Origin of the sequence: Aquimarina sp. ERC-38, from assembly GCF_026222555.1 — a bacterium.
GTDB lineage: Bacteria > Bacteroidota > Bacteroidia > Flavobacteriales > Flavobacteriaceae > Aquimarina.
Genome location: NZ_CP098511.1, coordinates 4,173,869 through 4,195,627, shown reverse-complemented (window position 1 = coordinate 4,195,627; position 21,759 = coordinate 4,173,869). Strand labels below are relative to the sequence as shown.

General features: G+C 30.5%; 21 protein-coding genes. 16 read left to right on the top strand and 5 right to left on the bottom strand.

The annotated features are described in order from the left end of the window. Positions 1 to 55: 55 nt before the first annotated feature. From NBT05_RS17410 to NBT05_RS17390, 5 genes are all read right to left on the bottom strand, one after another. Positions 56 to 1,063 (bottom strand): hypothetical protein, encoded by a 1,008-nt coding sequence (locus tag NBT05_RS17410; RefSeq protein ID WP_265771169.1) that lies wholly within the window; start codon positions 1,061 to 1,063, stop codon positions 56 to 58. Between the two features lie 818 nt (positions 1,064 to 1,881). Next, a complete protein-coding gene (locus NBT05_RS17405) occupies positions 1,882 to 2,061 on the bottom strand; it encodes a hypothetical protein (RefSeq protein ID WP_265771168.1) in 180 nt (59 codons plus the stop codon). A 221-nt stretch (positions 2,062 to 2,282) separates the two neighbouring features. Next, positions 2,283 to 2,630 carry a hypothetical protein gene (locus NBT05_RS17400; protein WP_265771167.1) on the bottom strand — a complete coding sequence of 116 codons (348 nt, stop codon included), beginning with the start codon at positions 2,628 to 2,630 and terminating at the stop codon, positions 2,283 to 2,285. Positions 2,631 to 2,912: 282 nt separating this feature from the next. Further along, entirely contained in the window at positions 2,913 to 3,833 is a 921-nt protein-coding gene (locus NBT05_RS17395) for a hypothetical protein (protein ID WP_265771166.1), read from the bottom strand. Between the two features lie 83 nt (positions 3,834 to 3,916). Beyond that, positions 3,917 to 5,002, bottom strand: coding sequence for a carboxypeptidase regulatory-like domain-containing protein (locus tag NBT05_RS17390; RefSeq protein ID WP_265771165.1), 1,086 nt, complete (start codon positions 5,000 to 5,002; stop codon positions 3,917 to 3,919). 477 nt (positions 5,003 to 5,479) lie between these two features. Here NBT05_RS17390 and NBT05_RS17385 point away from each other — a divergent pair, with 477 nt between their 5' ends. The 16 genes from NBT05_RS17385 (at position 5,480) to NBT05_RS17310 (ending at position 21,712) form a co-directional block, all read left to right on the top strand. Beyond that, positions 5,480 to 7,846 carry a TonB-dependent receptor domain-containing protein gene (locus tag NBT05_RS17385; protein WP_265771164.1) on the top strand — a complete coding sequence of 789 codons (2,367 nt, stop codon included), beginning with the start codon at positions 5,480 to 5,482 and terminating at the stop codon, positions 7,844 to 7,846. A 77-nt stretch (positions 7,847 to 7,923) separates the two neighbouring features. Beyond that, entirely contained in the window at positions 7,924 to 8,943 is a 1,020-nt protein-coding gene (locus NBT05_RS17380) for a sensor histidine kinase (RefSeq protein ID WP_265771163.1), read from the top strand. Between the two features lie 2 nt (positions 8,944 to 8,945). Next, complete coding sequence (locus tag NBT05_RS17375; RefSeq protein ID WP_265771162.1) at positions 8,946 to 9,689, top strand: LytR/AlgR family response regulator transcription factor; 744 nt, start codon at positions 8,946 to 8,948, stop codon at positions 9,687 to 9,689. A gap of 614 nt (positions 9,690 to 10,303) precedes the next feature. Continuing rightward, on the top strand, positions 10,304 to 11,041 hold the full coding sequence (locus NBT05_RS17370) for a toxin-antitoxin system YwqK family antitoxin (RefSeq protein ID WP_265771161.1): 738 nt from the start codon (positions 10,304 to 10,306) through the stop codon (positions 11,039 to 11,041). Beyond that, entirely contained in the window at positions 11,041 to 12,270 is a 1,230-nt protein-coding gene (locus NBT05_RS17365) for a hypothetical protein (RefSeq protein ID WP_265771160.1), read from the top strand. The genes NBT05_RS17370 and NBT05_RS17365 overlap by 1 nt, the downstream gene beginning before the upstream one ends. Before the next feature lies 1 nt (position 12,271). After that, the gene (locus NBT05_RS17360) at positions 12,272 to 12,613 is read left to right on the top strand and encodes a hypothetical protein (RefSeq protein WP_265771159.1); all 342 of its coding nucleotides are present in this window, start codon (positions 12,272 to 12,274) and stop codon (positions 12,611 to 12,613) included. Next, the gene (locus tag NBT05_RS17355) at positions 12,603 to 13,070 is read left to right on the top strand and encodes a PulJ/GspJ family protein (protein ID WP_265771158.1); all 468 of its coding nucleotides are present in this window, start codon (positions 12,603 to 12,605) and stop codon (positions 13,068 to 13,070) included. The genes NBT05_RS17360 and NBT05_RS17355 overlap by 11 nt, the downstream gene beginning before the upstream one ends. Continuing rightward, a complete protein-coding gene (locus NBT05_RS17350; RefSeq protein ID WP_265771157.1) occupies positions 13,070 to 14,212 on the top strand; it encodes a type II secretion system F family protein in 1,143 nt (380 codons plus the stop codon). Before NBT05_RS17355 ends, NBT05_RS17350 begins: the two co-directional genes overlap by 1 nt. A 132-nt stretch (positions 14,213 to 14,344) precedes the next feature. Continuing rightward, the gene (locus tag NBT05_RS17345) at positions 14,345 to 14,716 is read left to right on the top strand and encodes a type IV pilin protein (RefSeq protein ID WP_265771156.1); all 372 of its coding nucleotides are present in this window, start codon (positions 14,345 to 14,347) and stop codon (positions 14,714 to 14,716) included. Between the two features lie 3 nt (positions 14,717 to 14,719). Continuing rightward, positions 14,720 to 15,211, top strand: a complete 492-nt coding sequence (locus NBT05_RS17340) for a hypothetical protein (RefSeq protein ID WP_265771155.1) — start codon at positions 14,720 to 14,722, stop codon at positions 15,209 to 15,211. Then, a complete protein-coding gene (locus NBT05_RS17335) occupies positions 15,211 to 16,632 on the top strand; it encodes a GspE/PulE family protein (protein WP_265771154.1) in 1,422 nt (473 codons plus the stop codon). Before NBT05_RS17340 ends, NBT05_RS17335 begins: the two co-directional genes overlap by 1 nt. 8 nt (positions 16,633 to 16,640) lie before the next feature. Further along, complete coding sequence (locus NBT05_RS17330; protein ID WP_265771153.1) at positions 16,641 to 18,563, top strand: type II secretion system protein GspD; 1,923 nt, start codon at positions 16,641 to 16,643, stop codon at positions 18,561 to 18,563. A 1-nt stretch (position 18,564) separates the two neighbouring features. Then, entirely contained in the window at positions 18,565 to 19,752 is a 1,188-nt protein-coding gene (locus tag NBT05_RS17325) for a hypothetical protein (protein WP_265771152.1), read from the top strand. A gap of 31 nt (positions 19,753 to 19,783) precedes the next feature. Further along, positions 19,784 to 20,269, top strand: a complete 486-nt coding sequence (locus NBT05_RS17320) for a hypothetical protein (protein WP_265771151.1) — start codon at positions 19,784 to 19,786, stop codon at positions 20,267 to 20,269. Next, positions 20,256 to 21,224 (top strand): hypothetical protein, encoded by a 969-nt coding sequence (locus tag NBT05_RS17315; protein WP_265771150.1) that lies wholly within the window; start codon positions 20,256 to 20,258, stop codon positions 21,222 to 21,224. The genes NBT05_RS17320 and NBT05_RS17315 overlap by 14 nt, the downstream gene beginning before the upstream one ends. Next, positions 21,224 to 21,712 (top strand): hypothetical protein, encoded by a 489-nt coding sequence (locus NBT05_RS17310; RefSeq protein ID WP_265771149.1) that lies wholly within the window; start codon positions 21,224 to 21,226, stop codon positions 21,710 to 21,712. Before NBT05_RS17315 ends, NBT05_RS17310 begins: the two co-directional genes overlap by 1 nt. The last annotated feature ends 47 nt before the right edge of the window (positions 21,713 to 21,759 follow it).

Genomic DNA, 21,759 nt, shown 5'->3' with positions numbered 1-21,759 from the left:
ATGCAAAGGTTAAATGTTGCATTATAAAATGATAATGTTGCATTCTTACTTCTATCTAATCGATAATTTTAGCAAATTCCTTTATATCTGAATCTTTTATATTATAAGAACCACTTTCTTTTAAATAGATAATTTCACCCGTTAGACTATGTATAATTGAAATTATTTTTTTTTGATTAAATTGAGTGTGCATTAAGTAATAGAAATCTTCTCCATTCAATATTTTATTATTTACTTCCTCATTATCTATAACCTCGTATTTATACTCATATTTCCCAAATATATCATCTGCAGTTCTAGTTTTACCCCAAGTAGACATCAACGCATTATATTTCTTTAAAATCCATTTAGGAGCATATAAAGTTTTGTATTTTAGCTCTTTAATTTTATCCTCTTTTTTTATTCCATCTTCGATTACCAAGTTTTTAGAATTGGATAATCTATTATTAAGTTCTTGAAAATAATTTTTTATGTAGCCCATATTAAAGTTGTAAAAACCAGGCTCTTCTCCATACTTCTCATTAATCTTTTCCATACTACCTAATATCACTTTTGAACTAATATCTTGGCGATATCTAATATTTGGTGTAAAAAATATCTCGGCTACATTAAGAAAGTCATACTTCAACTTTCCATTTTTTCCTTTCTTGATGTTTTCATAATTAGAGGTCATCATAAATTTAAAAACAATATACTCTGCAACATTTCTTTCTTCTGGACCCATAAACCCTCCTGTTTTTTGTTTTATATATCCATTATCTACCAATTGAATAGTTGAATAACCCGGAGATATATATTTTTCTATATTTTCTTTGTATGCTTCATCATCTACAAAAAAGGCTTCATTAAAATTCCAAATGGTAGAAATTAACGATTCAAACTTTTCTGCATCAACTACTTTTGGCACTACAAATACTGTTTTAGAACTTCTAACTTTATCAAAAACTGCTTGCTTATGTTTTGATACATACAAATTAATAAGTGATTTACTTTTACCAATATTTATTTGGGCGTAAGAACTCGAAATACATACCAATAAAACGGCGATTATAATTTTTTTCATATGTTGATTTTATTTAATTTTTAAAACGAATAATTACGCATGACATATATTTAAATAAATGTTAACGGCATTGTATGAAAATAGTAGCGGATTCCCGCCCAATAACTTTTCAATTTCACACTGACTTTTGATTTGTGTTTTTACTTTCGCTTTATCACACAAACCGCTATTTTTTATCTACATTGTACCTGTCGCACAAGATATGAAAAAGCCTTAATTTCATGAAACGTAAGGGAAAAAACTCACTAAGATCAAACAGGCAAACAAGGTAATGCACCTATTGGCTATTACCTACAATTCAAAGAAATACCTGAAATTTACTCAAAAATGGTTAAAAAGCGGAGTGGGAGTAGCCGTTCTGAAACAAATTCTGAAAAATGTCCTTATATACCTTAAAACCTTTACAATGAGTGACTCAATTTTACGGTTCTAGAAACGGATTTTAATTGAAATGCCTTTGAAAAGGCGTACTTAAAGTCGGATGTTTACTAATTATGGGGTTGTGTAATGGTTCTTGTATATAAAATATAATAGATTTTCGTACAATTACTTTTTAAATGATAACAGGTATTTAACTTATTCATTTCTTTAGATTAATCGATTAAACCGCTATATTTTGTATAAGCTTTAAGTTTATTTTTTCATAGCGTCCGGTTCAATTTTATATTTTTCTATCTGGATTTTCAATTCATTCCGTAATTTTCGGTTTTTCGGAATATATATTGTGTCGATGTTTTTATTATTATTTGTCTTTATCTCTCTAACGTATTCTAAGTCAAAAATCATTCTGCTATGTTCAGGGTTTTTATGAGAGAATTCTACTTTGTAGAAATTACCATTTTTGACATTTGCGGAATTATAGGCAATTGAGGTTCCAATATATTTTTTTCCATTATAATAGAATTCATATTTGTAATTCCGTTTGCTGTATTGTTTATAAATCGATTTTGAGCCATAAACCATTCCAAAGGTTTCAGCTCCGTTTTGTTGTATATCATGTTTTTCCTCTATTACAAAAATAAATGCCTAAATTAGCAATGGAATTCCAGCAATCCAGTAATATTCAGCAATGAACTCCTTTATTCTTATAAAATTATCTGTTAAGTTCAATTCGTATTTTTAATTTTTGGTTTGTTGGGAAATTATACCTAACGTTCTGCGTAAAATATGCTTTAACCAATTTTTGTAAAGTATTTTATAGTGTATTTATTTAGTCGATTCAAATTTCCAATTTTTCGTTTAGCAATTCATTTTCAAATAATCTTGTTAAAAATAGATTTGACCGTCTCACTTTTAAATCAGTTTGATGTTTAAAGACAATTAAAAAGTTTCCTCTATTTTCAACGTCAAGGGTAAAAATCTTTTTCGCCCGCTTTTTAAATGCAAAAGATTGAACTCTCCATCGCGTTTTTTTCGGTTTTATAATTTCACTATTATCAACATTTCTTAGATCAAAAGAAAAGTTCCCAACTTTAACTCCCAAACCTCCAAGAACTTTTACACTATAAATTCCATAAGAAAGTTCTATTTCAGTATGTAAGCTATGAATGTTGATAGGCGAAGTCACTTTTTCGATTTTATTCTTTTTAAACCTTCTTGAACTAACAAAAATAAAGCTAATCCTAAAATGATAATGGTATAAGTCTCTCTTCCGAAAAGTTGAACAATTCCATATGAAACCAAATAGTATAAAATTCCAAGTGGAACTACTATAATTAATACAGAGACGATAAATGCAGTAATTTTATTCATTAAAGTACTTTAATCTTAAGCAAATGTTTCATAATATCTATGGAATAGTACTTTTAATTCTTGAAGGGAGCAAATGTCTTGTACAAACTATTGTTATTTATGTACCTTGAATTATAAAGCACATTATTTTGCTTTCAGGTTCAAAAAATATGTATAAATCTCCATCTCCCCAAAAGTTCATCTTTTCAAAATATTGTTGATACCCTTCATCCTCTGTTTGTACGTTTGTTCGTTTAGTTTTTATGTCAATTCCATCATAAGTCAATTGACATAGTAACTTCATCGTTTTCTTTGACTTTGGGCAAATAGGAATATCAGGATATTGAATCCAATTAGGAACTGCGGTATGTCCAATTCCACCATAGTTATTTTCTTTTTGTGTTGTTATATATACTTTTTCATAAACTATTTCAGAATTTGGTTTCAAGTCGTCATATGAATTGTCCGTTTGTTTTAATTCATCAATGTTTATAACTTCAGGATTTAGTGGGTCAGAATAATCTATAAACAATTTGTCAAAATTCAAGTAAATTGGCGCTGCAATATGTAAATCAAAAGGAAGCCAATCGAAAGCTTTTTCTGTTTTTGAGAATTTTCCTAAATATTGAAAAGGTGCATTAAATTCAAATTTTGGAATTTTAAATTCTGTTGGTATCTCTCCCCCTAGATAGCTTTCAGATTTTGCTACTTGATTAAGGCTATAAATCTGATTTGGTTTTAATTTTTGATATTTAAATCCTATTTCACTTTCTTTTAATTTCTTTTCAGTTCTGTGTCCTTCATCATTATAGTAGGCTTTAATTAATTTCTCATCTTTAAAAACGAGATCAATTGAACTCGAAATATTATTACTGGTTTTTTTATCTACAACTTGTGTTTCAAGAAATTTTTGGCATTGTTCATCTCCGTTAAATTCAATTTCCCAACCAGCCAAATAAATATGTTCTTCTTTTTGTCCAAGACAAGAGGTAAATAATCCCATTAAAGTTAATAATATAATTTTGGTTAGTATTTTCATTATCAAACTAGCTACAACGGTTCAAGTAAAAAGTCGTTTTAATGCTTTTTACTTTTGTGTTATAAGTTATTTTTCTCTAGTTTTTATAATTCAACTAATTCCAAATCGTCAAGCCATAAGTCTTCTAATTCGGTTCTTATGTATAAGAAATATGGATCGGTATTTTCACCATTATACACTGTAGTGGTGATAAACGTCCAATCATCTTCTCGATAGCCATCAGAACCGATGTAATCGTCAGGAATTCGTAGGTCATTAAGAGTTACACCAGAATCTTCTTTTGTTAACTCTAATCTAAAATGCCAGTAACCACTATCTCCTCCTGATCCTTTTCCTTTATACCAGCAGGAAAACTTATACGAAGTGTTTGGCTTTAAATATATTTTTTTATTTACCCAAGCAGATATTTGTGAACCTGAGTTATTATTATAGTACAAAGATTTCGTTCCATTATACATAATCGCTTCGTCAAGAGTTATAGTACCGTTTTCATTGCTGCGCTCTATCAGATCTAGTATTGAATGATCTTCAAAATTTCCAAAAGTAATAAGTTCACCTTCTTGAGTAGAAGTTTTGATTAAATTACTCCCGCCTAATCTTCCTACATCATTCATTACGTAAACTCTGTAAAAATATTCTTGATCAAACAAAAGACCGTTATCCACAAAAACAGTGTCATTTCTTGCCGTAGATACATGTACTAATTCTCCTGTCGTCTCGTCTAATCCACTGTCAGTCTTTCTGTAAACTTTATATTCTCTAAAATCATCTGCTAGAGAAGAGTTCCAATTAAGTTTAATTGAATTTAAATTGATTTCAGGTTCATTAAGAGATACAGGGTTAGGAAGGGTTAGTATATTTAATACAATATCGGCAGCAGAGTTTATTTCATATGATTTCTCAATAAAACTGCCTTCATCGAAATTTTTTGAAATCATTAATTGATGTTCACCTTTAGTTATATCTTCTATTTTAAAATAACCATTTTCATCTGTCTTTGTTGACCAGTTGATTTTAGAATCTATAATTACTGTTGCATTCGGTATTACAGAAGAATTTGTTTGTACCGTACCTTCAATCGTTATTACATCACTAATCTCATCAGAGTCTTTATCACAAGCGCATAAAATAGTAAGTATAAAAAAGATGCTTAGAAATTTATTTTTCATTCTGGTTTTCATTTTGGTTCTTGTATAGATTAGTGTCTAGATATTCTAAATTGTTACTCTTGAATTAATAGAAATTACTAATAACAACAATATTAAAGACATATATCCTTTATATGCCATATATATTGCAAATCTAAGGGAAATTACACTAATTTAAAAGTATTGTGGGTATATCCATTTCGACTTATAAACTTACAAGCACTTTTACAATTTGATGATTATCAGTAATAGTAAAACTTACCTCTCCTTTAAATTGTAAAACAATTAGAAAAAATAAAAGCAAAAAATAGGACGATTAAATACATCGCACCTTTCGATTTAATGGAATGAGGGACACTCTTTCACTTCCGGATTTAGATTACAATTTTAATTTCCTCTAATTCATTTAACTTTTCCGGGAACTCATGGTATAGCTGTTTTAAAAACTGCCTTCTCAGAATACTTTTGGCGTATCATTCATTAAAAACCAATAGTATTATGAAAACCATTACCACACTTTTAATCGCTTTTATCTTTTCGTTTAGTTTTGGACAAGACTTTACCGGAAAAATAGTAGACCCACAAAATCAACCTATCGCCTTTGCTAACATTACTGCAAAAGATAAAACTAATAATTCCCTACTTACCGGTGTAATTTCTAATGAAAATGGGGATTTTACTATTCATATCAAGGATAAAAATATATACCTGGAAATTAGTTTTATAGGATTTACAACTAAAAAAATATACCCCACCCAACCGATCATAGGTACCATCGTTTTAGAAGAAGGAGGGCAGGAGTTGGATGAAGTAGTAATTTCCAAGCGAAAACAACTAATCCAACAAAAAGTAGATCGATTAATTTTTAACGTAGAAAATACGGTAGCGGGTACTGGTGGAACGGCACTGGATGCCTTAAAAACAACACCCAGCGTCAATGTAGATACGGATAAATTGGCTATCGTGGGGAAAGGAGACGTACGGGTGATGATCAACGATAGGATGATACAACTAGCCGGAAGTGAATTAAACGCTTATTTAAGCACCATAGCATCTGATGATATTAAAAATATCGAAGTTATTACCACGCCACCTTCTAAATATGATGCGGAAGGTAATAGCGGACTTATCAATATCGTACTAAAAAAATCTAAAGAAAATAGCTGGAACAATCAGCTAAGAACTTCGTATACACAAGCCACCTATCCATTGCTAAATTTTGGGAATACCTATAACTATCGTAAAAATAAGCTAAGTATACATGCTTCTTTAAATGCTACCAAAGGAAATATGGCACAGTTTAATCAGTTTGATATTGTTTTTCCTTCTGCCTCTACGGCAACAAATCTGGATATGAAAAATAAAGAAAATCTGGTTTCAGGCAGATTAGGCTTAGATTATGATATATCCAACAAAGCTAGCGTGGGTGTTTTATACACGGGTTCAACTGAAGATAAGGGGATAGAAGATAACGGAAGAACTTTAATAAATGACGGAAGTGGTTCGTTTACTATCAATAGAGGTAAGGCAAAGACTTTAAGAAATAACCACTCCATAAACGCTCATTATATTCAAAAGTTGGATACATTAGGTAAAAAAATAGCTGTAGACGTGGATTACTTTAATTTTGATAATTCTTTTGATAGAAGTTTTAGTAGTGAGCAGTTTGTAACCAATACCAGTTTTTTTGAAGCAAATAATAGTACCAACCAAAACATTAAAAATTACAGCGGAAAAATTGATGTAACACATCCAACTAAATGGGCAAACCTTTCTTATGGGGCTAAAACCACAACTACAAAAACAGATAGCGATGTACAATTTTTTAACACCTCTACAGGAACACCGGTTTTTGATCCCACCCAAAGTAATGCGTTTATATATTCTGAAAACATCAATGCCTTGTATGCAGATATGTCTAAACCTTTAGGGAAAAAATGGCAAACTAAAATTGGACTTCGTTTTGAAAATACCCGGACAATAGGCGTTTCAAAAACGAATAATCAAACCGATAAAAATTCGTATAATCAATTATTTCCTTCTCTATTTATTGGCTATAATCCGGATAGTAAGAATACCTTTAACTTTAGTTATAGTAAAAGAATACAACGCCCAAGTTTTGAACGTTTAAATCCGTTTCGTTTCTATATCAATTCAATTTCATATCAAGAGGGTAACCCATTTTTAAGACCACAAATTTCTAATAATTTGGAGCTAAAACATATCTATAAGGGTAAACTTATTAGCAAAGCATTTGTAAGTCACGTAGACGATGGCTATTTTAATATTATTGAAGCCGAAGACGGAGCACAACAAAGAATCGTAGTTACTTTTGAGAACTTTTTTACTGCTTTTAACTACGGATTAACCGAAACCTTGTTGTACAATCCAACCAACCGGTGGAGTACTACTACTCAGGCAACCTTGTCTAAAATGGATACCCAATACAAAGATGGATTTAACCTAGATGCTGAATTATTAAGTAAATGGAATTTTCAAATTTATAACAGAAATGTGTTTGATTTAAACGAAGCAAAAACCGTACAGGCAGAAACAACGCTTGTATATGCTTCTCTACAAGAATTAATGTACTTTTCAATATCTGAGATGATCAGTCTTGATTTAGGTTTGAAATTTTCATTACTAGATAAAAAACTAAATTGTACGCTTGCCTTTAATGATATTTTAAGGCGTAAAGCAACCGACGTAAATACCAATACTAACGGAATCGACCAGACCTATTATAATTATTTTGATACCAGAAATATAAAAATCAGTCTAAATTATAGCTTTGGAAACAAGAAAATTAAAATCAAGCAACGTAATTCAGGAAATGAAGAGGAGCAAACCAGGGCAAAACAGTAAAGCTGTTTAAAGAATTTTGGGTTTAAATAGCACTAGTATCAATCATAAATGTATTTTGTTAATCTAAAAGATAGATAGTGAAGATTTTTAATTATAAAATAGATCTAAAACAAGTTTTACTGGTAACTGCCTTATTATTAATAGGAAATGGAGTTAAAATCCTTGTGTTATATTATTTGCGGATTAAAGGGGATATTGATTTTTATAATTATTTTCATCATGTTACAATTCTCATATTTTCTATAGTAGCCTTACTATCCGTATTAGTCTCTTTCAGAATTATTAATAAAATAGATACTACAAATACCATCTTAAAATTTGTAAAAGTCTATGGTTTGTCTTTTCTAATTTTTGATAGTATAGGTTTAGTACTTGATTATATTCTTTGGATATCTTTTAATGGTTCAAATTATGATTTTGTATTTCGATTCGTAAATATGTTAACCGTTGCTTTTGCTTTTGCAGATATCTTCGCACTTACCTCTGCATTTTTATATTTTAGACAATCCCAAAAAGCAGTACTTGAATTAGAACAAATAGAAAAAGAAAAAGCTACGTTACAGTCACAAATGCTACAAAAAAATCTGGAACCCCATTTTCTATTTAATAATTTAAGTGTTTTATCAGGATTAGCAAAAAAGAACCCGGAACTAATTGAAGATTTTATAGACGATTTTTCTGATGTATATCGCTATTACCTAAACCACGGAAAAAAACAATTAGTTGAACTAGAAAACGAGCTTATATTTTTGAAAAATTATATGGGTCTAATGGAAAAACGCTTCGGGAGTGCCTATAAAATTGAACATTATATTGAAAATTCAGATGGCTATATTATTCCGTGTTCGCTACAACTATGCGTAGAAAATGCAATAAAACATAACAAAGGGAATGAGGAAAAACCCGTTTTAATTTCGCTTTCAAGAAAAGAGGATACGATTATTATCAAAAATAAACTTAATAAAGTGGATTTTACCCTAGGAACTGGAACGGGGAATGATTATTTAAAACGCCAATACCTGCTTAACTTTAATAAAAACGTGGTTATTACCGAAACGAAAGATGAATTTATGGTCACCATCCCTCTAATTTTATAATTATGAAAGTGCTTATTATAGAAGACGAAGCTATTAATATTGAAATTATTTCGGATCATTTAATTCGATATAATAATAAAATCGAAATTGTAACTTCACTGAAAAGTAAAGAAGCTATTGAAAAATGGTATAAAACCAACAAACAAGTAGATTTGGTATTTTCTGACATTGAATTACTGGACGGAAATGTGTTCTCGCTATTAAAAACTAATATTATAAAGTCGCCAATTATTTTTACCACAGCTTACAATACATTTTATCAAGAGGCTTTTGATGTAAATGGAATTGCCTACTTACTCAAACCTATAAGTTATAATAAGTTTTGTAAAGCAATGGATAAGTATGAAAGTCTACAGAATAAAGAAGTTAATTGGAAAAAATTATCCGAAACCATTCACGGTCTGCAGAATAACTATAAAGAACGTGTCATTATAAAAAGCAAAACAGAAATAAAAATTTTAAGTACTAAAAATACCGGGGTAATCCTATCAAATTCAGGGAAGTGCATTGCAATAGATGAAAACGGTAAAGAAAATGAATTTCGCTATAAAATTTCAGACTTAATTAAAGAGTTGAACCCCAAAGAATTTTTTCAAATTAACCGAAGCGAAATCGTAAACATCAATTTTATCGAAAAAATAGAACCTTACTTCGGGGATCGGTTAGCTATTTCAATCAAAAACTACAAACCCCATTTAATTACAAGTGCATCCACCACTAGTGAATTTAGAAAATGGATTGAGTGAGACGGGGGTTTATCCAAGCTTTAAAACGTGACACCATAATAGAACAATAATACTTTAAGTTTGACTCTATTGAGAAAACGATTTTTTCTTTGTTATTGTAATAGTTTAAGGAAAACCTAATACAGACTTCTTAATGTTCTACAGTTACTTCAATATGAACTTATATATCTTTAAAATGGAGGGTTAGATTTAATGCTATAATATAAAGAGCTATTACGTAATACAATTGATAATTAAAATATTGTACTAAATATCAAGTGAATCAATCTAATTTGTAATATTTATCACTTCCATGACCTCACTATTAGCATTAGATCAAACTTTTAAAATAGCATTTATATTTTATTATTACCTCATATTAAAAAAAAGTTTAAAAAACAGTAACAAATTAGCCGAGTTTGATACTAATAATGTAACAAAGTTTCTTAATAAACAGTATAATTCAAAAAATGATTTTAAACATTAAAAATTGGTTAAAAATATAAATTTATGGCTTAATATTTGTTAACATAGTTTTAGGAAAAAATTTTCATATGTTAACAGAATGTATTTACTTTGTAGCCGTAAAAGAAGTGTATTTTTTTTATAGAATACTGTTTTAAATACTTTAAAATATGAAACTATTATGTAGTCTCTTATTAATTTTTTGCAATTTTAGTCAAACTTTAAATGAGGTTGAGAGAAAAATAATATCCGATGATTATTATAACTATACCTTCTTTGTAAACAAAAAAATAAGTAAAAAATACAGTTTTGAAAAGAAGTATTTCTGGTATAAAAGCGGAGGGGTCCATTCTTCGTTAGGTGGAGCAAACGGTTATTTATTAGAGGGAAAATATACTAAATATTTTAGAAAAAACGGAATTGCCGAACAAGGTAATTTTGAAAAAGGGCTAAAACATAAAAAATGGAAAACCTGGTATGAGAATGGTATTCTTAAAGAAATTAAAACTTGGGATCAAGGCATTGCTTCCGGACCTTTTCTCAGTTTCAATGAAAATGGTAGTCCTGTGCTTTCCGGTAGATATAAGCATAATGCTAAATCCGGTAAATGGATTAATCATATAGAAAAAGATACTCTTTACTATAAAAAAGGCAAAATAGTTGTCAAACCAAAAGATACTATTTCTAAAAGTAAGACTAAGAAAATTTCTAAGTCAAAAATTACGAAATTCTGGAATTCATCCAATAATACGGTAAAAGAATTTTTTAGGAAAAAAACTCCCGCAGAAAAAAAAGCAATAAAGAATAAAAGAGCAAAGCAAAAAAAGCTAAATGATCAAAAAGTAAAACAAAGAAAGCATAATAAGCAAAGTAAAAAGAAGCCGGTTAAAAATAAAACAGATAACTAATGCTTAAAGCCGGATCGCTTTTATATGCGATTTTTATATGCTTGATGATATCGATTCTGGCAGGAGGCCTTATTTATTTTTTTACATTAAATAAGACAATGGCAACCCGTCAGGAGATTAAAAATGAACTTGTAGACCAATGTGAATCTTGTTTTCAATATATATATTCCAATACAAAGGGTTTAAAAGAAAATATGACTCAAGAAGTTGACTTATTTAATGATGGAATTAAATGTTCTTTTCAATATAAAAAGTGGGGTATGTATCAAATTATGTCTGGTAAAACATTCTTTAAAAAAGATACTATAAGAAAGAGTTTTATGGTGGGTCAAAAAAATAAAGATCGCGCATTAGCTTTATATCTATGTGATTTTGGAGAAGAATTAAAAGTTTCAGGAACAACAGAAATTTTTGGGGAAATGTACTTACCCAAAAAACGTTTTAAAACAGTGAATATATTAGGGAATCTTTATAAAAATAATTCAAAAGTAGAAGGAGCTATAAAGGTAGCTTCACAGAAACTACCTAGAATAGTAATAGAAGATTTGGTAAATCAAAAACAACTTATTAAAATAACTCTTGAAGAAGTTATAAAGAATAATATTAACTATAATAGTTTTTCAAAAAACACGCTGATCGTTTATAAAAATAAATCCGAATCTCTCGAGAATGTAGCACTAAAAGGAAATTTTATTTTAAAATCTTTGGATACCTTATACATACCAAAAACTTGTAAGTTCGAAGATATACTTGTTCAAGGTCCTAAGGTTGTGGTGGAAGAAGGGTTTACAGGTAGTATTCAAATCGAAGCTACAAAAGAAGTGATACTGGAAAAGAATGTAAGCTTAAAATACCCTTCGGTAATATCAATTTATAAAAGTGATAGGGATTTTGAGAAAACAATTACAATTAGTGAAAATAGTACGATTTATGGAGGTGTAATCCTGGATGCTTCAAGTTTTAGAGAAAAACAAAACAACAGGTTATCTCTTGAAGAGAATGCTTCAATTATAGGGGATGTTTATTGTAATGGCTTGTTCCAGCATAAGGGTAATGTATTTGGAACCGTCTATGTTCATAAATTTGAATTACAAACACAAAGTGCTAAATATGCTGACGTAGTTCTTAATGGAATTATTGATGCTACTAAAAAACCTGATTTTTTTGTAAACCTACCTTTATTTAATGATAGCAACAACCAAATCGAAAATATTAAAAGTGTACAGTAGCATGTTTGTAGAAGCCAGTTCGTTACTAGAATCAGTAATTGCAATTACGATTATAGCTACGTGCCTGTTAATTGCAACACAATTATACACTACAGTATTACATAATAGCTATTCTTTAAGTCAGTATCAGGCTAATTTTAAAGTCGAAGAATTGTGGAATACAGCCATTATTAAAAACGATTTTGATGATGCTATTTATAATCTAGGGGATTATAGTATTATTAAAACTAGTCAAAATTTTGACGATAAAAGTGATATACAACATATACAGTTTAAGGTTGTAAATTCTAAAGATACTATTAACCATCATTATTTGTATTCAACTAGAAAAGATGAACAGTAGCGTTAAAGCTTTTACTATCATGGAAATGTTAATTAACCTGGTAATAATGTCAATTATTATGGGATTAATTTATTTTGCGTATTCTTCATTTGCACAACATATTTCAAGTTACCGTAAGGATATTGAACAGCAAAATTCTATAACAAGAATGTATAATCAGTTAAAAACGGATCTGTATGAATCGGAGAAAGTTGTCCGTACGGATAAAGGTTTTGATGTTATCTTTTATAACAATCGCAAAATTGAATACGGAATTAGTAATAAGACTATAATACGTAGGCAATTACAAAATACAGATACCTTAGAAATTCAACATATAAAAATTATCGAAAATGACTTTTCTTCAACTTTAAAAAGAGCTGTAAGCCAAATAAAAATTGTTACACAATTATATGACGAAAATTTGAACTTTAGCGTATACAAATATTATCCTCCAAATTTTAAAATGAAATTGTAATGGGTATAGATATTAGTAATATACAAAAAAGCGGAACTATTGCGGTTAAACCAACTTCAGCAGTTAATACAGGATTCTGGAAAAAAGAAATTTCCTTTTCTAAAAAAGTTGGTGCAAAAGAGAAAGAAGCTTTATATAAAGACTTATCCACCCTTATTAGCGCAGGAGTTGATTTTGAGTCAGCTTTAACGATTTTATCTAAACAACAGAAGAAGGTTCATCTTAAATTATTAATAGATAAAATAAAGAAAGATGTGGTAAAAGGCCGGAGTTTTTATGAAGCGCTAGAGGCTACCGGTAAGTTTTCGTCTTATGAGTATTACAGTATAAAAATCGGGGAGGAGACAAAACGCCTGGATACCGTTTTGTTAGAACTTCATAAATATTTTAAACGTCAGATTAAACTGAGGAAACAGATCATTTCGGTTATCACGTACCCGTCATTTGTATTAATTCTGACTATTGGAGTTTTATATTTTATGTTAAACTATGTAGTTCCTATGTTTAAATCTGTTTTTAATCAGTTTGATGGAGATTTACCGGGATTGACTAAAAAAATTATCATATTATCTGATAAATTTCCGCTGATTTTAGGAATGGGAGTTCTCTTGGTACTAAGTAGTATACTGGTACTTAAAGTATATGGACAAAATTCTACTTTTAGAAAATATCGATCATTTTTAATTCTTAAAATTCCTTTTTTTGGAAAATTAGTAAAAACTATTTATCTGGCCCGATACTGTCAGTTTCTAGATTTATTATTAACCTCAAAAACTTCCTTGACCGAATCACTGGTGATGGTAAAAAAGATGATTGGATTTTATCCGATTGAAGTTTCTATTGATTCGATTCATAAAAATGTTATCAAGGGGGTTCCGCTTGCTAAAGCTATGAAACAGCATGCGATATATGATTATAAATTAGTGTCTATGGTAGAAGTAGCCGAAGAGATTAATGAGTTAGATACGATGTTTTCGCGATTAGCTAATGAATATGACGAAGAAGTAGAACATAAAACCAAAATGATCGGGGTAATTCTGGAACCTATGATCATACTCATAATAGGTGGTGTAGTAGGATTAATTATGATAGCTATGTATGCCCCTATGTTTGATTTAAGTAAAATCATAAATGGAGGATGAAAAATATATTTTAGATATTATTAACAAAAATTTATATTTTTGCAATCTTATAATTTACAGAAAATGAATTGTTTAAAGTTATCGGTTCTTAATAAAACAAAAAATAAAAGTTGGTATGCTAGTGCGTATTCAATGACAGAAATACTTATTGTACTTTGTATAATCGGTATCTTATTGTTAATGGTACTGCCCAGTCAAACTTCGGTTATAACGCAGGCAAAATCCATTGAAGCACAAAGCATGTTAAACCATTTGTACGGTCTGGAAAAAAATTACTTTTTTAGGCATTCAAAATATACCGCAGATTTCACCGAATTGGGTTTTGAACCAGCTTTAACCATAGAGCAAGGCGGTCAAGCAGTTTACAATATTCAAATTACAGAAGCATCAACTAATTCTTTTAAGGCTACAGCTACTTCTTTATCAGACTTTGATGATGACGGAAATTATAATACCTGGGAAATAGACCAAAAAAAACAATTAAAAGAAATAGTAAAAGACTAAAACGTGAATGTAGTGTTTCAAGCTTTAGTCGTCATAGTCCTGGCTATTATAACCTGGCAGGACTTCAAAATGAGGGCAATTCACATAGGTTTACCTATAGCTTTGGGAATTATAGGAATCTTAAACTTTTATAAAAAGGGTTATCACACATCTATATTACTTTATAACATTATTTTTTTAGGTTTAACCTTTACAGGACTCTATATGTATATGATGATAAAAAATAAAAAATGGAATTATAATTTGAGCGAAGTAATTGGGTTAGGTGATATTTTATTTTTTATGAGTGTTTTACCCTATTTTTCTACCTATAACTACATTTTGTTTTTTATAACAGGGATGGTTTTTTCCATTTTGGGCTTTTTACTCCTAAAATTTTTAGTACAAACTGAATTAGTACCACTGGCAGGTTTATTGGCAATATATATGATGCTACTTCTTATGATAGATCAATGGTTTAATTACGATCTGGTTCATTTTAATAGTCATTTGTAATGGAGATGGTAGAAGAAATAGTATTGACTACAGAGCAGCAACAACTTATAAATGCTGAAATAGCCCATAATTATAAGGTTATACCTAAAGAAGATAAAGGTTCAACGCTTTACTTCTTTGTAGATCAAGAACATAATCATACGAGTACCCGGGAAGAGTTAGAATTAATTCTGGGTAAAACCATAGCACTAGTGCCTGTTTCTTCAAAGGTAGTAGTAAAAGCTTTGGTTTCTTACTACAGAAAAGGAAACCATAAACAAGAAAAACAAACCCTCACCTCTGATTTTAATGCAACTGCAAAGGATTTTCTGGAAGAATTAATTTTTGAAGCAAAAGCAATTGGTAGTAGTGATATACATTTTGAGGTATTTAAAGATGAAGCAAGAATCCGGTATCGGATTGACGGTAAATTAATTGAAAAGTTTAAAATTGATCTGGATAATTACCTGGAACTGGTAAATAAAATAAAAATTAAATCCAACCTTGATATTACTGAGAAGCGTTTGCCCCAAGATGGACGTATTAATTACGATAGCTTCGATATAAGGGTATCCATACTTCCTACCTTACATGGAGAAAAAATTGTAATGCGTTTACTAGGACGTGATACAGGTCATTTGAGTATGGAAAAGTTAGGTCTGGAGCTTGCTGATAAAGAGTGTTACCTGGAAGCTTTAAAAGCATCAAAAGGAATAATTTTAATAAGTGGTCCTACGGGATCTGGTAAAACTACCACACTCTACGCAAGCCTTAAATTGCTAAATACTGTGTCTAGTAATATAGTAACGGTAGAAGACCCGATTGAATACACGCTTAAAGGGATTAATCAGGTTCAGCTTAAAGAAGATATCGGACTTACATTTACCAGCGCGTTAAAAACATTTTTACGACAAGATCCGGATATTATTATGTTAGGGGAGATACGAGATGGGGCCACGGCCGAAATGGCCATTAGGGCAAGCCTTACAGGGCACCTTGTATTATCCACGATTCATACCAATTCTGCTTTAGGTACGATATCCAGGTTAATTGATATGGGTATTCCCCCTTTTTTAATCGCAGAGACTTTAAAAGTTTCTGTAGCTCAAAGGTTAGTAAGAAAACTATGTAATTCCTGTAAAAGGTGTGTCAGCTTTGATGCTGCTCTTTATAAAAATCAACTTCTACAAAATCTTGAAAAACACTGGGTATCTAACGGCTGCGAACATTGTCATTATACCGGATATACAGGTAGAACGGCTATTTATGAAGTAGTTCCTATAAGTTATGAACTATCACAACAGATTAAAAAAAATACAGGGAATCTGGAAGAGCAGATTGCGGATTATAAAAGTACCAGTCTATCCGGAAGGGCATTAAAACTTGTTGAAAAAGGAATAACTTCTATAGAAGAGGTTTATGCAATTATAATTGAAGCATAATAAAAAACATGATTAAAAAAATTATAATACTGTGTTGTTTAGGAGGTATACTGAACCTACATGCACAAAGAGCAACCGTGGAACAACGACTTGATGAAATAGCTCAATCCAAGCCAGGTTTAGAAGAGGTGACTCAGCTGGACGTCTCAGGATTAACATTATTTGAAATCATCACTTCACTAGCTGAAGAACATCAGTTAAACGTAGATGTAGACCCGGGATTAAACCAAATGGTAGTAAGCAATTTTTTTGATGTTAAAGTCAAAGATGTTTTTCTTTTTTTAATCCGAAAATACGACCTGGATGTTCAATTTATGAATAATATTATTGTTTTTAAACCACTAGAAATTGTTGAAGAACCACCTAAATTAACTCCAAAACGAATATTGGATATTACTTATAATAACCAAAATAATTTCTTATCTGTAAAGCTAAAAAACGATTCACTACCATCAGTTGCTGCTAAGATCACTGAAATTGCAAATAAAAATATTGTATTGGCTCCGGACATTAAAACAATGAAAGTATCAGCGTACATACTCAATCGCCCATTTGATCAAGTTATTAATATGCTAGCTAAATCAAACCAATTAATTGCTGAAGTGGATGAGAATGGTTTTTATTTTTTATCAAAGGATTATGAAGCGGTTGTTGATGCTTCTGTCCCTACTTCCGGAAGCAATAGGCGTAGAACTACTTCCAGAAATGGAAAAAGAAGAAATACCGGGTCGGGGGATCTTGAAATATCGCTAAATGAAAATGGTTACTTATCCATTAAAGCTTTTGAAGCCAATGCCACCGAAATAATTAGTGAAGCGGCTGAATTATTAAAGATCAATTATGTATTATACGACAAACCTGATGAGGTAGTTGCGACCATTTATTCTAATGCTATCAACTTTGATGATTTGCTTAACGAAATCTTCACTGGTAAAAAATATACCTTCAATCAGTTTGAAAATTTATATCATATTGGTAAAGAAACATCTGCGGGCTTACGGACTTCAGAATTAGTGCAATTGGAGAATCGTACGATTGAGTCCGTTCTGGCTACCATCCCAAAATCTATGATTCAGGATGTTGAAATTCAGGAGTTTGTAGAATTAAACGGAATGCTAGTTACGGGTTCAAAACCTATGATTATAGAACTAAAACAAGTAATCAGAAAACTAGATAAAGTAGTACCCCTGGTCAAAATAGAAGTTTTAATTGTACAGTATCAAAAATCACATGACGTACAAACAGGCTTACAGGCAATTTTAGGAGATGGTTCAGAGGAAATTCAAACCAACGGGGTATTATTTCCAAACACTGATGTCACTTTAAATGCTGGTTCTATTAATGAATTAATAGATGCATTCAACGGTTTAGGCGTTATTAATTTAGGTAAGGTTACTAAAAACTTTTATGCCAACCTTTCAGCTTTAGAAAATAATTCTATTATTAATTTAAAGTCAACGCCTAAAATTGCTACACTTAGCGGTCATGAAGCTACCTTATCAATTGGAGAAACTAATTACTACTTTGAACAAACGAACCGATTGATAAATTCTGGAATCAATGATAACATTTTGCAATCCGGACAGTGGAAACCTACAGAAGCAAATCTTAGTGTCAATATAAAACCCTTTGTTTCACTGGATGAACATGTTACCCTGGAAATTAGTGTAGAAAAAAGTTCCTTTTTAGGAAGGGCAGGAGAAAATGCACCACCAGGAAAATCTACTCAGAAATTTGAATCCCTAGTACGGGTTAAAAATAATGAAATGATATTACTAGGAGGATTAGACGAATTAGAAAAAGAAAACTCAGGAAGTGGTACCCCGGTTTTATCTCGTATACCTATTTTAAAATGGTTTTTTAGTAGTCGCCGAAGGGCAAGGGATCGAGGGAAATTACATGTATTTATCAAACCAAGCGTAGTGTATTAAAATGTTACAGAGAATTACGGGCATATTAGAAGGTAATACGATACAAGCTGTTCATTTTCATTTTGAAGATGGTAAAGTACGGTATCAGTATTTCAAAGTTCGTAAAAAGAAAAAAGAGTTACTTATAGAAGCTCAATTTGAATCAGCAGATTATGAGCAATTACTTTCTAAAATTGTAAAAAATAGCCCGGTTGTTTTACTATTAAGCGGTAATGGGATTATTACAAAAACAGTAGAAAATAAGAAAAATTACCAAGCTGACCTCATTTTTAAATCAGATCCGGATGATTTCTATTGGTATGAAATAGTTCAAAAAGAACAACGCTTTGTATCGATAGCAAGAAAAGACTTTGTTAATAAACATCTTACATCCTTAGCGCAAAATCAAATAACGATTGTAGACGTTGCAATCGGGCCTTTAGTTCTTTCTGCAATTAAAACCTTTATAGATAATACATCTATTTCAGTCGATGATTATCAGTTGTCTTATGAACAAGGTAAATTAACTGCAGTTACAAGATTAGGTTCAAGTGAGATGCAAGAATATCAAATAGGAAACGACACTTTCAATTCAACTACTATTTTACCTTTCGCAGGTATCATTCAATACTTATACCCTAACGATGATATAGTGGCTCCTGATTTGGATTTAAAAATTCAAAAAGAAGAGCTTTTATATCGTAGGTTGTTTCAATATTTAGGTGTGGGAGTTTTAGGTTTTTTTCTAATTTCATTACTAAGCAGCTACGTATTGTTAATACATTATCAACAGGAGCATCAAGAACTTATGGTAGCCCTAGGGGCACAGAATGTAGCTTATGAAAAGTTGGTGGTTCTAGAAAATGATAAAGAAAATAAAACGGCAATTTTAAAAGAATCAGGACTTGAAAACAGCAATTATTTAAGTTATTACCTTTCTACAATTAGCGAACATATACCTTCCGGGTTAGTTATTTCAGAGTTAGAAATTTTTCCCCTTCATTCAAAGATTAAACCTTTAGAGAAAATTAATTTTGACCACAATACCATAACGATAGAAGGTAGTGTAAACTCTTATAATTCCTTTTCTTTATGGATAAAAAGGATAAAAGAAAAAGAATGGGTCGAGGATATTGAAATTGCTGCATTTCAACAAAATAATAAGACTAACTTTTTTAAAGTTTTAATAACCGTAAGATTCAATGTTTGAAAATATATCATACAAGAAAAAAAGTTTAATATTGATTGTAATTGCAGTTATTCTGGCAATCACCGCATATAAGCGTTCTTTTAAAATGACTATGGAAGCAGCCCAATTGGTAAAAGAATCAAGGTCTAAACTAGCTAAAGTTAGTAATTCACAACAACGAATTTTAAAATTACAAAAAGAAGTAAACTATTTAGATAAATTAATTGGAAAAGAGATTAAAAATCCGAATATAATCCAACAGGAGATTTTAAATAGTGTTGATCAAATGGTTTCTCAAGCAACTATATTAAAACTAAATAAAGCACATAGCGCAAAAGATGCTTACTTTACTATTTACACTAATCAGTTAATATTAACGGGGAGCTACAGTGAATTGTTAAAAACTACCTATCAGTTAGAAAAAAGCTTTGATGTATCCAGAATTGTAAGTTTAAAGCTGTATACAGAAAAAGAACCACGAACCAGGAAGAAAAAATTAATTGAACAGATTACCTTTCAAAATTATGAAAAATTATAACTTTTATTTACTATTAATCGTATACGCTCTATATTCACAAAGTTGTGATGATATTATTGAAGAAGATATTAGCGATGCCGTTATCATTCCGGAAGCTCCGGAGGATAATGCGCAGATTGAAGGTAATACAGTTCAATTCAGGTGGAATGAAGTTGACGGAACTCCTCAATATCGGTTACAGGTAAGTAATACTACTACAAATAGTATCATATTAGATTCTTTACTAGTAAATACAAGATTTGATTTTGCTATTAGCCCGGGGACATATCGCTGGCGGATAAGAGCCGAAAACTCTGCTTATCAAACTCCGTACTCTTCTGAAAATTCTTTTCAAATTATTGAATCCGAAAATCTTGAGAATCAAACTATAATTTTAAGCAACCCAGGGGATAACATAGTTTTAAACACAAAACCGGGACAGTTCAGTTGGGAGGCTATAACTACAGCGACTAGATATCAATTTGAACTGTTCTCCATTAGCAATAATCAGGAGGTTGTAGTTTTCGTACAAGATAGCTTACAAAATACATCAGTCAATATTGATTCTCCAGATACGTTAGAAGACGCTACCTATAAATGGCAGGTCAGAGCAAAAAATAATTTAGGATCTAGTAGATATTTTAGTAGGACCTTTATCATTGATTCCAAAAATCCCCCGGTACCTACTATAGTTAAACCTACGGTTGGGCAACAATTTATTAGAGATCAAGAAGTAGCATTTGAGTGGAGTTTTACAGAAGAAAAACCTGAAGGAATTAATACAAAAATAGTTAGTATCCTGGAAATAGCGAGTGATATGAACTTTACTAACATCATTGAACAAGAAACTGCCTCAGACACTCAGTTTAGTTATCAATTTACTGATAATGGTACTTACTATTGGCGTATCAAAGGTACGGATCAGGCAAATAATACAGGAGAATATAATAGTACCGGTCAAATAGTTATTAACTAATGCAAAAGAAACAAATAAATACCATTCTATTAATTACAGTAGCCATAATTTGGCTTGTGGTGATCTATAAATTTGTCGCCCCCTTTTTTACAACTACCACTGGAATTATCACTGCGGAAACTTTAGTAACCCCATCACAAATTAAAATTAAGAAAAAAGATTCCTTTCAACTTATTATACCAGATAGAGATCCATTTTTAGATAAAACATATCAGCCAATCGTAAAAGTCAAAACAGGTTCAAAAAAGAGTGTTAAAAAGAATAAGATAAAAACTAAATCCTTAAAAACCTGGCCAAAAATTCAATATGTAGGATTCATAAAAGCAGCAAAAAATTCAAATAAACTAGCTTTAGTACGTTTTGACGGAAAACTAAAAAGGGTTCGTATCAATCAAACGTATGATAATATTAAAGTTCTTAAGATTGAAGACCAGCAATTATTACTTTCCATGGAAAATGAAACTAAAATATTTGGATTACAACAATAATTCCATAATTATATTGATAAAAAATTAACATTTAGGAAATACTGTAT